Origin of the sequence: Bauldia sp. (genome assembly GCA_037200845.1) — a bacterium.
Taxonomy (GTDB): domain Bacteria; phylum Pseudomonadota; class Alphaproteobacteria; order Rhizobiales; family Kaistiaceae; genus DASZQY01.
This window is the reverse complement of the sequence record JBBCGQ010000001.1, coordinates 491,707-506,098: the sequence shown is the minus strand read 5'-3', so window position 1 is coordinate 506,098 and position 14,392 is coordinate 491,707. Positions and strand designations below refer to the sequence as shown.

General features: G+C 59.4%; 14 protein-coding genes. 5 read left to right on the top strand and 9 right to left on the bottom strand.

Annotated features, from left to right (window positions below; all coding sequences use genetic code 11):
- Nucleotides 1–19: 19 nt before the first annotated feature.
- A complete protein-coding gene (locus tag WDM94_02525; protein MEJ0011502.1) occupies nucleotides 20–523 on the top strand; it encodes a tyrosine-type recombinase/integrase in 504 nt (167 codons plus the stop codon).
- On the opposite strand, the gene WDM94_02520 is transcribed toward WDM94_02525, so the two are convergent.
- On the bottom strand, nucleotides 485–1,894 hold the full coding sequence (locus WDM94_02520) for a hypothetical protein (protein MEJ0011501.1): 1,410 nt from the start codon (nucleotides 1,892–1,894) through the stop codon (nucleotides 485–487). The two genes, WDM94_02525 and WDM94_02520, sit on opposite strands and share 39 nt — an antisense overlap.
- 240 nt (nucleotides 1,895–2,134) lie before the next feature.
- Entirely contained in the window at nucleotides 2,135–2,713 is a 579-nt protein-coding gene (locus WDM94_02515; GenBank protein MEJ0011500.1) for a hypothetical protein, read from the bottom strand.
- Between WDM94_02515 and WDM94_02510 the strand changes: the two genes are divergently transcribed.
- Nucleotides 2,601–3,260 carry a recombinase family protein gene (locus tag WDM94_02510; GenBank protein ID MEJ0011499.1) on the top strand — a complete coding sequence of 220 codons (660 nt, stop codon included), beginning with the start codon at nucleotides 2,601–2,603 and terminating at the stop codon, nucleotides 3,258–3,260. The genes WDM94_02515 and WDM94_02510 overlap by 113 nt on opposite strands.
- A 130-nt stretch (nucleotides 3,261–3,390) precedes the next feature.
- Here the strand turns inward: WDM94_02510 and WDM94_02505 are convergent, their stop codons facing one another.
- On the bottom strand, nucleotides 3,391–4,956 hold the full coding sequence (locus WDM94_02505) for a hypothetical protein (protein ID MEJ0011498.1): 1,566 nt from the start codon (nucleotides 4,954–4,956) through the stop codon (nucleotides 3,391–3,393).
- 133 nt (nucleotides 4,957–5,089) lie between these two features.
- Here WDM94_02505 and WDM94_02500 point away from each other — a divergent pair, with 133 nt between their 5' ends.
- Nucleotides 5,090–5,947, top strand: a complete 858-nt coding sequence (locus tag WDM94_02500; protein ID MEJ0011497.1) for a restriction endonuclease — start codon at nucleotides 5,090–5,092, stop codon at nucleotides 5,945–5,947.
- A 164-nt stretch (nucleotides 5,948–6,111) separates the two neighbouring features.
- Here the strand turns inward: WDM94_02500 and WDM94_02495 are convergent, their stop codons facing one another.
- The 3 genes from WDM94_02495 to WDM94_02485 all read right to left on the bottom strand — a co-directional run bounded on the left by WDM94_02495 (nucleotide 6,112) and on the right by WDM94_02485 (nucleotide 8,317).
- Nucleotides 6,112–6,270: a hypothetical protein gene (locus WDM94_02495; protein MEJ0011496.1), complete on the bottom strand. Its 159-nt coding sequence runs from the start codon at nucleotides 6,268–6,270 to the stop codon at nucleotides 6,112–6,114.
- A 3-nt stretch (nucleotides 6,271–6,273) separates the two neighbouring features.
- Nucleotides 6,274–7,299, bottom strand: coding sequence for a P63C domain-containing protein (locus tag WDM94_02490; protein MEJ0011495.1), 1,026 nt, complete (start codon nucleotides 7,297–7,299; stop codon nucleotides 6,274–6,276).
- Nucleotides 7,300–7,399: 100 nt separating this feature from the next.
- Nucleotides 7,400–8,317, bottom strand: coding sequence for an IS1595 family transposase (locus tag WDM94_02485; protein ID MEJ0011494.1), 918 nt, complete (start codon nucleotides 8,315–8,317; stop codon nucleotides 7,400–7,402).
- A 62-nt stretch (nucleotides 8,318–8,379) separates the two neighbouring features.
- Between WDM94_02485 and WDM94_02480 the strand changes: the two genes are divergently transcribed.
- Both WDM94_02480 and WDM94_02475 read left to right on the top strand, forming a co-directional pair.
- Nucleotides 8,380–9,885 carry a hypothetical protein gene (locus WDM94_02480; protein MEJ0011493.1) on the top strand — a complete coding sequence of 502 codons (1,506 nt, stop codon included), beginning with the start codon at nucleotides 8,380–8,382 and terminating at the stop codon, nucleotides 9,883–9,885.
- 24 nt (nucleotides 9,886–9,909) lie between these two features.
- Nucleotides 9,910–10,962 (top strand): hypothetical protein, encoded by a 1,053-nt coding sequence (locus tag WDM94_02475; protein ID MEJ0011492.1) that lies wholly within the window; start codon nucleotides 9,910–9,912, stop codon nucleotides 10,960–10,962.
- Between the two features lie 147 nt (nucleotides 10,963–11,109).
- Here the strand turns inward: WDM94_02475 and WDM94_02470 are convergent, their stop codons facing one another.
- From WDM94_02470 to WDM94_02460, 3 genes are all read right to left on the bottom strand, one after another.
- A complete protein-coding gene (locus tag WDM94_02470) occupies nucleotides 11,110–12,099 on the bottom strand; it encodes a GSU2403 family nucleotidyltransferase fold protein (GenBank protein ID MEJ0011491.1) in 990 nt (329 codons plus the stop codon).
- A gap of 134 nt (nucleotides 12,100–12,233) precedes the next feature.
- Nucleotides 12,234–12,521, bottom strand: a complete 288-nt coding sequence (locus tag WDM94_02465) for a hypothetical protein (protein MEJ0011490.1) — start codon at nucleotides 12,519–12,521, stop codon at nucleotides 12,234–12,236.
- 240 nt (nucleotides 12,522–12,761) lie between these two features.
- Nucleotides 12,762–14,315, bottom strand: a complete 1,554-nt coding sequence (locus WDM94_02460; protein ID MEJ0011489.1) for a hypothetical protein — start codon at nucleotides 14,313–14,315, stop codon at nucleotides 12,762–12,764.
- Nucleotides 14,316–14,392: the final 77 nt, after the last annotated feature.

Genomic DNA, 14,392 nt, shown 5'->3' with positions numbered 1-14,392 from the left:
GTACGCGTTGAAGCATTGGGTGCCGTGGCTCTGTGCCTATACCGGAGCCCGTGTTGGGGAGATCGTTCAACTTCGGAAGGCAGACGTGCGCGAGGAAGACGGAGTGTGGACGCTCTCGATCACGCCTGAAGCCGGCACGGTGAAGGACAAAGAACGACGCGATGTACCAGTCCACCGGCATCTGATCGACATGGGGTTCCTCGCCTTCGTGAATAATGCTCCCAAGGGGCAGCTATTCATGTGGACCGGCAATGGTCGTGCCGCGTGGCGCACAGCGAAAAACCACGTGACGCGTTTCGTAAGGACCGTAGTGAAGGACCCGCACATACAGCCGAACCATGCGTGGCGTCACACCTTCAAGACGATCGGCTCAGAGGTCGGCATTCAGGACAAGGTGCTGGATGCGATCTGCGGGCATGATCCGCGCACGGTGGGCGTGGGATACGGGGGCGTGACGCTCAAGGCGAAGACACGCGCGATCAAGTCATTCCCGCGCTATGCGATTGGCGGCAGGACCGGCTAGTTTAGTCTTATCCGAATCGGATTGGGCGGGCGGCCCTGCTTTTTTCCGTTTCTTGGGCGGAAGTGCGTAGACTCCTCCGCGCCGCAGCCACTCGATGATCGCTGCTTGCGTGATTCGCGCTAGGTCTCGGCTCGCTTGGTCAAAGGACGGGTCAATAAAGGTGCTCATAGCCATCTGCTCGGCGAACTCTGTGCTTCGAAAAGCGCCGACGTGAAGATGGGCGTTGCGAACGTCCTGCGCCTCAAAGCCCGGCGCGCGAAGCCGTTCGCTTGCTGCCTTGTCGATTAGGGCTTCAATCACATCGTAGATGTTGTGATCGTTGTACTCAGGTCCTGGTGGCTTAAGGGCCTCACAAGCCACCACCCTCAGGGCGAAGCTGAGAGTCCGGCGTATTTGCCATGCATCGCTAGATTCTTGCCACTTCGCGGCAGCGCTGAGAAACTGTCGGCGTAAGTTCGGAGTCAGCTGGCGATACGCAGCCCAGAGCGTTTGAATGTCATCTGGCACTGTCTGTTCGGTTGTCGAGCCGTCGATTCCTACATGTGAAAAGTCTGGACGAGTGACGTGTAAAATCGGGATTGCCGGATCATGTCCCGGTGTTGGCATCGTCCCAGGATTGTCGGTTTGCAGGTATCCTATCTGCTGAATACTCGTCGTCACTCCCCCTCGATCGTCCAGCGTCCATGCCCAAACCGCCCTGCCATTTCTGAATGGATCAAATGAGATGCGCAGTATCACGCTCATAAACGCGGCTACCTCCGCAAGGCGGGCTTCGAGCAACTCGCCCACGTGCAGCGCGTCAACGGCGTCAATCAACATGTCCACGACCACCGCACGAGGGCCAAGTAAGGCGGCGCCGAATTGACGCTCGGGGGGCCCGAGCCGTGTATCCGCGTCCAGCCAGAGCTCACCTCGCCATGCGAGGCCTTCGTAGGTTAAGAAGCTCCGACGATGGTATTCTTCGACCACGCGGTTTCGACAGTCAGCGTTCACCCGGTCAAAGAACTCGATGGCGTCCGCAAGAGGAAGTTCCGGCGTGTCAGCCAGTGCGACTTCGACCAGAAGTGGGCCCAGCCGTTTGCGCTCCCAGATAACGTGAAGACGCGGCCCGGCGGCGTCGCTCAACGTCACGCTACCGCTGTTTTCGCGTGAGCCAAGCTCAGACATCCCGCCGTGAGACCAACCACGTCGCAAGGTTTCAGCGCCCAGGTACCGCATCCATGCGTCCGCGCTCTCGGCGTCGATCTCAAACGTGATCGGTCTTGGTTCCCTACTGAATCTCTGATCCCTAACTTCGGTCATGCCGCCAACGCCATTAGCGACGCTAGTTACGGCCCGCGACTTGCGTCTTTGCGAGTGTTGTTTGGTCATCGTTCTAAGTTTCGTCGGCGATTTGTTGGTTTAGCGACGGCATGGGCTTGCCTCGTTCGTGCAGTCACACCGACTTGAGAGTGAGAGCAATCTCGGAGTTACCTGCCCCACTTAAGGAGTAGCTCGGCGGAGGAACTCACAGAGGTGTCCTATGAGCTGCCTTGGGGTAGAGATGGGAGGAGGGAGGGATGACACCCATCTCCCTTCCCTAACCCCCCTCCTGTCAGGCTGCCTCTAGGGCTAATGCTTCAAGGCCTTCTCAGAGGTAGGCAGCCTATATCCCACTACCTCCTCAGCCACATCCTCCATCGCTGCCCTCACCTCATCCCTCTTAGAGGCTGGAGCCATGAGACCATCGTGCATGGGGAGAGCGACCACTCCCTCACCAATCAGTCGTATCAGCACCTTCACCATGATGGTGCTCTCGATGAACATCAGCTCAAGCCCAAGGCCACGCTCGAAGGCCGGCTCAAGGTCTGGATGCCGAGAGAGGATGGCGGTCCTAACGCGAGCTAAGGTCCAACCTTGAGGCAGCTGCTTTCGGAACTCGCTAGGTAGCCGCGCCTTGGGACGATCGGCGAAGAAGAGGGTGTTCATCGCTCCCTTCACACCATCCCGATACTTTGGATCTTCCAGCCCAGGCACCGCGTAGAGGTCTCCTGAAGGCGGCATCATGCCAAGCTTCAAGAAGGCGAGGCGCGGGAACATGCTGGCGAAGTCCAGGTCGATTACCTCCTCGCCGTTGATCCTGATCCGATGTCGCTCTGCCTTTGGGAGACTCCTCAACGGCGGGGATTGGTCGATCGTCGCGGAGTTCACCGAGATTGAGAGTGGCCGGAAGTCCGATCGCCCCGAGTTGGAGCAAGCGCTGGCCGCCGCCCGGCTCCATCGTGCTCCGCTCGTAGTGGCGAAGCTGGATCGGTTGACGCGATCTGTGGCGTTCCTATCGCGGCTGTTGGAGGCGGGAGTCGATGTTCGCTTCTGCGACCTCCCCCAGGTCGAAGGCCCGCAGGGACGCTTTCTCCTGAACAGTATGGTGGCGGTTGCGGAGCTTGAGGCGGGGTTGATCTCGCAGCGCACGAAGGTTGCCCTTGCGGCAGCGAAGCGACGCGGACGAAAGCTTGGAGGCGATCGGGGGCAAAGGCCCACAAGGGCTATTCAACAGAGGGCGAGGGAAGCGGTGATGGAGAGGATCGCGGCTCGCGCTACCGACCTGAAGCCCACGCTTGTTGCCCTGCAGCGCGAGGGCCTTTCGCTACGCAGTATGGCGCGGGAGTTGACGACGCGAGGCATCCCGACTGCCCGGGGTATTGGCTCATGGTCCGCTGTGCAGGTTCAGCGGGCGCTCAACGCGGCGAGCCTGTGAGCCACCCCACGGGGGGGAAATCGCGATCCGCACGTTCACGTATGGGCTCTCACGTGAGCGATTCATTTTTCGCCAGCATTGGAAACCACTGCGAACGTTCGCCCTACTGGCCCTGCAGCAGGCCAAGCGACTAAGCCGCGATGCGTGCCTGATGCTCGCGCCAGATTTGGGTCGCCATTTGGGCGCAGTAGTGCTCGGAGAGTCGTGCTTGATCGAGCTTCTGCAACAGGTCCTGGTTTGGCCAATCAGCCATGAACTCCAGGAGCTTCTCGCGCGGAGTCTGCGAGTATGTCTCATGCAGGAAGTCAAAAGCATCCAATGGATCAGTGAACCCCTTCTTCGTCTCACTCCGGACCACGCCGAAGAATGTGGCAGGTGAGGCGCGGTAAAGGTCCATCTCCACGTCCGTCAAGGGCGTCGTGCAAATGACGTGTTTTCCATCTGCCAGGCGATAGACGCCGTATGCGTTGCGCTCCGGCTCAAGAACGATCGCGCTTGTTAGAACGCCGACAACTTCTTTGTTTCCCTCTGGCGGCGGAGGAAGCAAATAGGCGTTGCCGACAAGAAGGCGAGGTTCGGTCTGTAGACCAAATGCTTCTTCCGGAAGACGCCCGTCAAAGGTCGCAGGTACGCGGCCACCCGTCTCCAGCGCTTTCATCAGCACATGAGCTTCGATGTGCTCCTTTCTCGCACGGTACATGTCGATCATAGCGGAGGAGCGCTTACCCACAGGATAGTTCGGGATTTTGAAACCCATCGTCAACCACGCCTGCGGCACGGCGGGGCGGTCGAGGTCATGCAGCATCGCACCGCGATTGGTCACGAAGAGGTACGCGGGAGGCGCAGGCGAACCATCGACCAACATCTCACCCTCGGCTCGATTGATCTCCGACTCGATTGAGGATCGCCAGATAGGTTCATTTCCAGGGCCTAGAGGATGGTGAGCCCGATTTAGATCAATGAACACTATTCGAGGATGTGCGGCGCTTTTGCTCAAAGCCCTCCGAAAGAGACCTCTGACCTTTGGAGGCTGGACACTGGCACCGGCCCTTTTCGAGGACGAGCCGATCGCCTTCACCTCGACGGAGAAGCGGCGCTTAGTTTCCCCATGCGCGGCGATGAACTCACAGTGACTGGATGACGAGTCGCCCTCATCCTCGAACTCGATCGTGAAGCCAGCTTTGGCGAACAAGCCAACTACGAACGCCTCATAGACCGCACCTTCAAACTGATCACGGTTCCGCAGCCGCTTCAAAAGAAGCTCTGGCAGACCGGCATTGTGCGCGGAGAGATAAAGGCTGTAGGCGAGTTGGAGATAGGCTTCGGTCGCACCCGGCATCAAGTCGGTCTTAACGGGGCCGCGCTTCTGCCCCACTTGCTCAGCAGCGAAATCCTGAGATTTGGCCCACCAGATCAGCAGAGGATGCCTTTCACTTTCAGGCTTTGATAGTTCCGACCTGCCCCACTCTTGGGTGAGGGCGATCTGGATGTAGTCTGCAAGAAATTCGTGAAACGTCCGCCACACCTTCGACTGATAGACTGCGCCTCCTACCCTGACGACGCGAACGCCCTCGGCCGTTACGAACGATGTGATCCGCCGGCCTAGACCCTGCAATAAGCGGCGTTGATGTTCTTGCGCGTCAGCACGCTCCGCGAAGACACGCATCTGTTCTTGGGCTTCTTCTTTAGGCGGCATGTATTTGGACTAGACCGAGTCGCGGCGCGGGATCAATGCTGCGCCCACAAACAGGACTGCCCACCACGCGTCCCGCCCTTCCCCGAGCGATGGATTCCGAGTCTAACCTCAAACCTCACACGCAGAGACGTTCATGTCCTACGATTTCGCGAATCTAAATTGGGCGGACTTTGAGGATTTGGTCCGCGACCTTATCGGGCGGGAACTTGGACTTCGATTTGAAGCTTTCGCGTCGGGTCCCGATGGCGGCATGGACGGACGCCATTCTGATGCAGGCGAAACGATCCTGCAGGCAAAGCACTATGTGGGCTCAACCTACGCTCAGCTCACATCAAGGATGAAGATTGAGCGCAAGGCGATCGAACAGCTCGCACCTAGCCGCTACGTGTTGGCGACCTCTCGGCCATTGTCGCCGGCAAACAAGAAGAAGCTGGCCGATATCATCGGTCCTTCGCTGCAGAGCGAGTCGGACATTTTTTCGCCCGCAGACTTGAACGCTCTGCTCCGCCGATATCCGGACATCGAGAAAGCAAACTTCAAACTCTGGCTTACGAGCGCCGCCGTGCTCGATCGAATCGTTCACGCTGGTGCGAATGCATTCAACAGCATCACCAGCGATGGAATAACCGCGAAGCTCCGAGTTTACGCAGCCAATCCGAGTTTGACTCAAGCGTCATCGATCTTAGATGCCCAGCATATCCTTATTATTTCCGGACCTCCCGGAGTGGGCAAGACGACGCTAGCTGAGGTCCTTGCATTTGCTCACATGGCTCAAGGTTGGGACCTAGTGGCAATCCGCGATCTCGAGGACGGATTCGCTTCGATAGTAGATGCCAAAAAGCAAGTATTTCTCTTTGACGATTTTCTGGGGAAGGTCGCGCTAGACCGGCGCGCGCTATCGCACAAGGACTCCGATCTTGCACGGGCGAAGTTTCACTTCCCATACCCAGCCACGAGATCTTGTCGTCCGTCGGTTCGGACCACAATTTGATCGGACTCATGGATCTTGCTAATGGAGCACCGCCACCCACGTCGTCTTTGCGGGTTGATCGTAGGTGGCGGCTCCATTGCCCCAGACTAAGGGGCCGGGACTTTAGCTAGGTCTGTCTCCCAGCCATTCGGGCGCGTAGTGGGCTACGCCCCGATCTCTTTGGCCTAGCGGCCCTTGTCGTTCTGGGGCTTGGGTTTCACGATCTTCTTGAAGATCCGATCTGCCTCGGTCGCTGTCTCATCGACCTCGACCTTTCGGGCCATGTCGATGAACCGTTTCGATTGATCTGCATCGGCGGGCTTCTGTTCGGGTTTCTCTGGCATGGGCTAGATCCCGTCGAAGCGAAGCTGTGCGGCATTGCGCGGGGCCGGGATGGCTTCCGGGAACGCCTTGTAGAACAGCTTGTCGAAGCTCTCGTTGTCCGACACCACCGCGCCGATGCCTATCGTCTGCCAGAGGTGTGCGCGCAGCGCCGGAAGCCCGACTTTCTCGGAAAGAAACTGGTACATTTTGTACCGGCGACCGCCGTTCGTATAAACGGTAGGATTCTTCTGATCGAGCTGTTCCAGAATTGCGCCGTGCGAATTCGCGAGCGGGTAGTAGATGTATTTGCGAATGAATTTCGCAAAGAACCGTGGGTGCTTGGTTGAGTCCGGGTTCTTCCGCTTAAGTCCGTACAGCTTGTAGATCATGTCGAAGAAGCGGTCGGGGTACTCGTCTTGCTCCCATTGGGCGAACTCATCGCGCAGGAATTCTTGGAAGAGTTGCCGGTATTCATCCTTCCGCTTGTTGTCGGAGTAGCCGGTCGCCTCATCGATCAGCGCCGTGATGCCGAGCTTGGCCGCGGCTCTTAAGAGGAATTCGGCTTGGACCGCCAAAAACATCTGGCGCTTCGTCAAGCTGTCGCTATCGCGCACGCGGATCAAAGCCTCGCAAACTTCGATCAAAACCGATGCTTCGTAGCCGTGAACCGGATCTCCAGTGAAACCGCGGAAAACTACGGGTTTTGCGAGCTTGTCGGCGAGATCTGCGGGGATCTCGGATCTTATCTTCTGGCCGGAGATCATCTTCATGAAGGCGTTGCCGCCTTCCGATTTAAGGCCCAAGGCGTGCCCCATCACGCGCTTGTGGAACAGCCGCCGTCCATCTTCCAGGACATAGACCTCAAGCTGCCGATCTCCGATTTCTAGCACGCCATGGTGACTGGCCTCCGGAACATCGCCTACTTGCTTCCAGCGGGCGATGGCAGCTTGACGCGCGGCGCGCCGTCTCTCGTTCGGTGAAAGACTTTCGCGGCGCGCCAAGCCACCGCGGCGTTGCGGCGAGTCCTTCTTCGTTGCGTCCGTGCTCATGACCGAATCACCTCATGCGTGCTGAGATATCGTCGGTAGCAGGCAGCCGTCGTGCCTACAAGGCCTCCAAAGCAGCACGCATAGATAATCCCCAATCTAATCAATCCTGCGCCACCCCCGCACTAGTTGTTTGATAGGTAAGGCGCTTTCCCTTGAAACCCTTTAGCGCGATCTCGGATCGCTGCACATCATTGATCCCAAGCTTCGCGCGGGTGTTCTGTCTGAAATCAAATTCGGCCAAGTAGCGGTCGATGTGCTTGGCGTCCATGTGCTGATAAATGCCGACCAAACCTCTTTTAAAGATCGAAAAGAAGCCTTCGAGCGTGTTGGTGTGAATGTCGTCTCGCACCCACTCAAACTTTGAATGGTCGACGGCACCGTGGCTGGCGACCGGCGGGTGCTTGTAGTGCTGCGCACTGTCGGTCACGAGGCGGCTATCCCGGTGAACGTGCTGGTGCAGCACCGCGCCGACGTTGGTGTGGTCGATGCTCATGGAACGAATGGAGCCGCCGCGCTCAACAAGGCTCATAACGTGCTGCTTGGGCTTCTTCCGACCGGGCTGGCGCTTGGTCTTGCGCGAGTTCGTGATGGCAGTTTCGTCGGCTTCGACGGTGACGCCTTCGCCACCCAAGGGACCGACCGCGCCGGGGTCCATGGCGAGGCGGATACGGTGGCCGAGGTGCCAAGCAGTCTTCATCCCGCAGCCAAGCGTGCGCTGAAGCTGGCGAGTGGAGATGCCTTTCTTTGACGAACAAAGCAGATGGATGGCCTGAAGCCACAGCCGAAGCGCAAGGTGGCTGTCCTCGAAGATCGAACCTATGCGGACGGTGAAAGGTTTCCGGCAGACGTAGCACTTGCGAAGGCCCGCGCGAGTGGTCTTGCCATTGAGACGCCCGATTTTAGTACCGTCCGCGTTCTGGCAATGCGGGCAGACCGGGCCATTAGGCCAGAGGTGCGCTTCGACGTACTCGAAAGCGGCTTCCTCGTTATGAAAATGCGGTGCGGAAAGAACCGAGATGGCCATGGACTGTCTCCTTGGCCAAGAATCTAGGTATTGGGCGTGGGTATGTCAAGTGAAACATCGCCCTTGCACGTTTCATAAGCCGTGTGCGCTCGTCGCCCAACGCCCGGTTTATCCTAACGACTCGCGCATACATCTTCGAAGAAGCTCGTCGAGTTTCAGAGCACCTCGCCGATCGTCGTCTGGAAATTGCGAAGTATGTCCTCGATGTTGAGGTGTACGATCGACGAATAAGGGCGCGAATTCTCTATAATCATCTCGTTGCCTCTGGCACGCCTCAAGCGCATATCGCGTCGCTTATCAACAGCGGCAGCCTCGTGGAAGTCGTCGATCACGAGCATTATAATCCACGGCTAATTGAGTGGATGACGGATATCTCCCATGTCCACGACATTCCGGCTGCAGATTATCCAAGGCAGTTCAAGAACCTGCTCGATCATCCGACCCGTCTTTGGGACATCGCGTTTCGAACTCACATATCCAAAGCCTGCCAGCACTTGTTGCTGACGTTATATTTCTGTTCAGAGTACGGCGTATCAGTCGACGTGCTTCGAATTAACTACCGCGCGGTGCACTCAGCGCTATCGGCGAAGTATGGAGATTCACACGATCCAAAGGATTTTGAAGAAGCACTACGCATTCTCGAAGGTGGATTCGTTTCCATCGAGGATGGGACGGTCACATTTATTAATCCTTCGCTTCGGGACTACCTAGCCGGATACGTGAACGATTTTCACTTGCTCTGCGACCTAGCGCGGGCAGCGGTTTCCACGAAATGGGCGGCCGCAGTTTGGGAACAGGGCAAGCAGATCAAGGAGCGGGGTAATGTCGCCAGCTTAGCCGCAGCTTTCGATTCGGTCGCTGCCCAGTTCGCGCAGGAACCGATCTACATGTACGCGCTGGAGAACAATGTTCGGATAGGCAGGGCCTATGGGCTAAACAATGTTGCCCGAATCGACCTTCTGATCTGCTGGTGGTTTGAAGCCAAGGAAGATGTTTTCGCCGAAACGGCTCTGTCACTGTCGGAGTACCCTATCGGAGGGTTGGACTCTTGGCGCGACGGCGAAGAGGTCGTCGGATTGATGGGAAAGCTTCGCGACGATGGCTACTACGGCGAGTTCCCAAATGCCGCTCGAATGGCGGACCTCTTGGAGCAACACTTTATTGGGATGTTGGAAACTGGAATGCCGGGGGACGAGCTTGAGAATGTGTCCGACGCCGTCGAGAGATGGCGATATGCCCTAAGCACGGATGCGCTTGAAGCGGTAGACGCGGCGATCCGCAGTGAGATTGCGAACGTAGGAGAAGCAATATCTGACATCGATTCAGAGTCTACGTTGAATGACTATGCGGGAACGCTGCGAAAGCTCGGGGCTCGAGCCAGCGTTTCGGCTGTCGCAATCGAACACGCCGTCGAGGCAGTCGAGAAGAAGAGAGAATGGCTTGAAGACACCCACGGGCGGTCAAATTCACCATCCGTTGGCCTTAGGTCGTCCGAGCAGTCTGACGCGTTTGATGATGATGATTTGCGCGCACTTTTCGCACCGCTGCTGCAGCCAACTTAAGGGGCACCCGCGCGCGATGCTCGCATGCTGACCGATATCTTTGCCCACCGCTATGCATCAACCCAAATCTGGACTTCATTTGGCGAACAACAGCGCCGCCTGATTGTTCAGGCCTTCCGAATATTGGCCGAGCAGGTATGCCCCTTCTATGTCGGGGGCAACGAGAGCGACACGGGGAAGGCTTTCTGGATAGACATACACAATCGTCTCTCCATGGAACTCGGGGTCAAATCACTTTCGCCGCACGCCTACGCGTACACGAGCACCTGGATGGGGAAGCCACATCAGATCGCCGGCACTTGGCCGATCATAACGGTCTGCGAAAATTGGATGCTTAAGGCATTTGATGGGACTGAGCCTGCCGGTTCCTTCATCATGGAGCGGCTTAGCCTAGTAGAAATAGGGTTTCGAACCCGGGGCGATCAGATAACGGAGGAAACCGCCAAGCTTCCCGCTACAATCTCGGCAGCGAAGCTTCGACCGTCAACATCACTCTTCCGCCTTCCCGGAGATTTGGCTGACGGTCTCACAGCGGCGAATGTCGCGAAGAGCCAATCATTCCTTAATGCGGTGGCAGAGCTGAATACGCGGTTCCAACAGGCGGGCGCCCCTCTCCACTACCACAACGGCTTTATCCAGCTTGCTCCGGACAACCTTTCGACTCGAGAGGTCGATGCACCTTTTTGGACCCTACTAGCCGACCCCCGGTGGAGGAACGTCGATGTGGACATGAAGGAGGCGGTTGATCGTCGTGACACTGCTGGGCGCGATCCGGCCTTATACGCGGCACGTGCTCTTGAGAGTACCATCAAGGTCATCTCCGAGGAGATGGGCTGGACCCAAGGCCGGGAAACTGGAGCCCACAACTTCATCGACAATCTCGCGTCCAATCGCGCCAAATTCATCGAACCTTGGGAAGCGGTCGCGCTGAAGCACTTCTTCACCGCAATCAGAAACCCTCTTAGCCACGGGCCTGGGTCCGACACCCCGGCCTCGCTGACAAAATTCCAAACGGAGTGGGCGATCGGCGCATGCATGGTGTGGATCAAGGCACTGATCCGTCGCATGCCGGCATAGCAGCGCTGGTGCCGGAGAACGCGAGTGCGCTACAAGAGTGTGTTACAATCTCGATCGATCGGCCTGATCAGTCCTTGAATTTCAAGGCTTCTTGGGCCCAACCGCGCAATCCTTTCCTGGGCACCACTTTTAAGGAGAATTCGGCCTTTAGCCGATGATCTCCGCGACGGAAATCTGAAGCTCGCTGAGCGATCTTTCGATCTTCTTCGCCCAGCCCCGCTTGCCCTGCCCTGACGCATCGTCGTAGGCGTCCGCCAGGGCGTAGGGATCGGATTCCCGCAGTGCCTCGACCAATGCCCGGGCCTGCAACAGGTCCTTCCGCCGCTTTGCCCGTTGGTCGTCGCGCCGCTCCTGCGCCAGAATCAGTTTGTGGATCGCGAACCTTGCCGGCTGTGGGATGCGTACCGCGACGCCTGTTCCGAACAAGGCCACGGCGGTGATCGGATCGGTTATCAGCCAGCGGACAAATTGCAGAGGGACCGCTCCCGCGCCTTCGATCGGAATTGGATTGGGGTCACGCCGCGTGCGTTGCTGAGGCACCAGGTCGACCATGAATCCGTCGCGCGCCCGGAAGGCGGACGAAGGCGCCTTGCGGTTCGAGAGAGCGTGAACCGGGGCGAAGGTCGGCTCGGCGCGCCGCAGCACGTCGAGGATGGTTTCGCCTTCCGGCAAACTGCGAATAGCCAGGCGGGCCGTGGCCAGATCGGCATCGCCGGTCGTCAGCGTCGGGCTCGGAAGCTCGTGGCCGATGATGGGCGAATAGCACTGATAGGCGGCCGTGCCGATAAGTGTGGCGTCGGCGAAGATGCCGGCCTCGGAGAGCGCATCCAGAACGCGGCCCAATTCCTTCGATGGAGCGGGAATGCCGGAGCGGACGAGGAGACGGATCGTTTGGCGATCCTGCTTTTCCTGCTCCTGGGCTTGCCGGATCAGTTCGATTTGCGCCTGAGCTTTGGCGTCATCGACCGGCCCGACGTAGTCGTCGCGTCGCGTGCTGCCGATTTGTCTTTTGACGTATGCGTATGCTCGGCCCTTGACGTTCATCACGAACGGCGAGCCGGCGCGCAGAGCGCGCGAGTGGACCCGTTGGGCCAGGTCGGAATAAAGAGTCGACAGAGCGAGGCTGATTTTCGGCACGTCGGGTTATAGACCGACAATCTATTTTCCGTCTATAGAAAGATATAGACGGAAAATTACAAATACGTCTATAGCAAAACCCCGGAAGGGGAAGGGCCGCCGCGCCCCTCCCCTTCCGGCCTCGCGGGGTAGTTCTAGGCCTTGCCGCCGATGTCGCCGCAGAAGGCGAGCGTCGCTTCGCCGGCGCCGGCCGGATGCGTCAGGTAGGTGTTGCACGCGTTCACGAGCTCGCGACGCATCTCGGGCGACTGTGCGGCGAGGTAAGCGTGCACGCCCGACGGCGTCAGGTTCACGCCGCCGATGTCGACACCGAGATCGTTGACGCCCGGATCGTCCGAGAAGGCGCCATCGGCGAAGGCCGGAGCAAACGCAAACGAAGCGGACGCGGCAGCCAGAGCTGCCGCCAGGATAAGACGACGCATGGTAGTGTTCCTTCCGAAATGACGACGGTCGACGTCAGGGAGGGGAGTCGCCCGCCGCACATCGTGACCGGTCCTGGCTCGTCGGGTCGCGGTTTGGCATGGAGCCATCCGCCGGCGGGTCACCGTTCACGATTCAAAGGCTAGGCGCCGGAAAACGGCAATCCAACTTACAGAAAAATAATCCCGCGGACGCGTAGGGCCACCAAGTCGCCACACCCGACGCCGCTTGCGCAAGGGCGGTCAGTGCGTCTCCAGCGTCTGGCTGATAGTCCCTGCGGTGAAGAACGTCTTGCACTGGCCGTCTTCGTCGGTCAGCTCCCAGACGTGCCCGTTGAAAGTTTCTTGCGGCACGGTGCCGCCCGGCGGGATGATCTGGTAGGGCACCCGCTCGCCGTTCCTGTTGATCCAGAACAAGTGGCGCGTGGCGGAACTGGCGTTGTGGAACATCAGCGTGACTTTGGCGCCGCCGAGATCCACGGAAGGCGGGCGTGGACTGCAGCCGGAGCCAACGAACGAGTCGACCGCAACCGGCGCCGCGGCGGACGGGGGCGCGACCTGCCCGACGGCGACGCGGGTCTCGTTGCTCGGCATTGCTGCGCCAGTTGATGCGGCGGTATTTGTCGATGCCGCTGGGCCATGGAGGGTGAGGAATCCCTTCGAAACAAAACCCTCGCCGGTTGAAAGCGCGCACCAGCTTTTCTGGCACTCGACCGTCACCTCGGTACCCTGGAGAAGCGTGCCCAAGATGTCCGAGCCCTTCATCGTGGGCGCGGTGCGTATGGAGACGGAGCTCCTGACGGTCGCCCGTACGGGGCCGTCGGCACTGTTCGTTGTAGTCATGGCCGGAAGATTTGCGGCGCCAGGTGGAGCCAAGACGACAGACGAGGCGCCGCTGCCCCGCACGCCCACCCAGGAGGCGTTGTTCGCGACCTGGCTGCCGATCCGTAGCGCGCCCGTGAGTTGGCTGCCGTCGGGGGATAAATCGAATACGCCGGCGCCGGTAAGCCGACCGCCGGACGGGGTGCCGATCACCCAGGTGGCATCGAGCCGTCCGCCGACCGCGTTTCCACTGAGGATGACGTGGGTTCCGTTGACATCGGCACTGCCGGTGACGGCGGCGCCATTCTGATTGAGCAGGAGTTGGAAACGTTCGCCGGCATTGGTCGTGACGTTCCAGGCGCCGGCAAAGCTCGGGCCGGCGGATGCGGCCTGGCCGGGAACATTGAGCACGATACCCGGCACGGGCAGAGGCAAACGCAATACCGGGGGCGGACCAGCAGGCGGCGGCGGATTCAGATGGAGGATCGTCGTGCGCGAGGTCGGCGCAGCCTGCGCGAGGCCGCTTTCGCAGACCAGGCGGCCGTTCTGGTTGCCGGCGCGCAGCGGCCGGGCGCAGGTCGACAGGTCGAGAAAGGCCGAGACCTTCTGGCCGGCGCCGTCGAGGCATATCGCCTTCAACGATTGGCCCGCGAGCAGATCGTTGCCGCAGGAGGAGGACCAACTGCCGGGAACCGCCAGGCTACGCGGGCCGCTTTCGCAGACGAGCCGGCCGTTGGCGTTGCCCGCCGCCGGCGGCTGCCCGCAGCTCAACAGAGAGAGCGAGGTCGTGTGAAGAGCGCCGGCGCCGTCGAGGCAATCCGCCGTCAGCGTGAAACCGGACACGCTCCCGTTAGGACAACTGTCGGCCCAACTGCCGGCTGCCAGACGTTCGGCGGCGGACGCGGGCGACAGCGGCAGCACGGCGAATAGGGCGGCCGAGAGAACTGCGAGGCAAGCAACGACAAGGGCACGCATGACGGCCTCCGTATGCTCTATTCATTCAAAAGCTACCGCAACGCATCCGGCGCTCAAGTGACAAACGTCATAGCGGG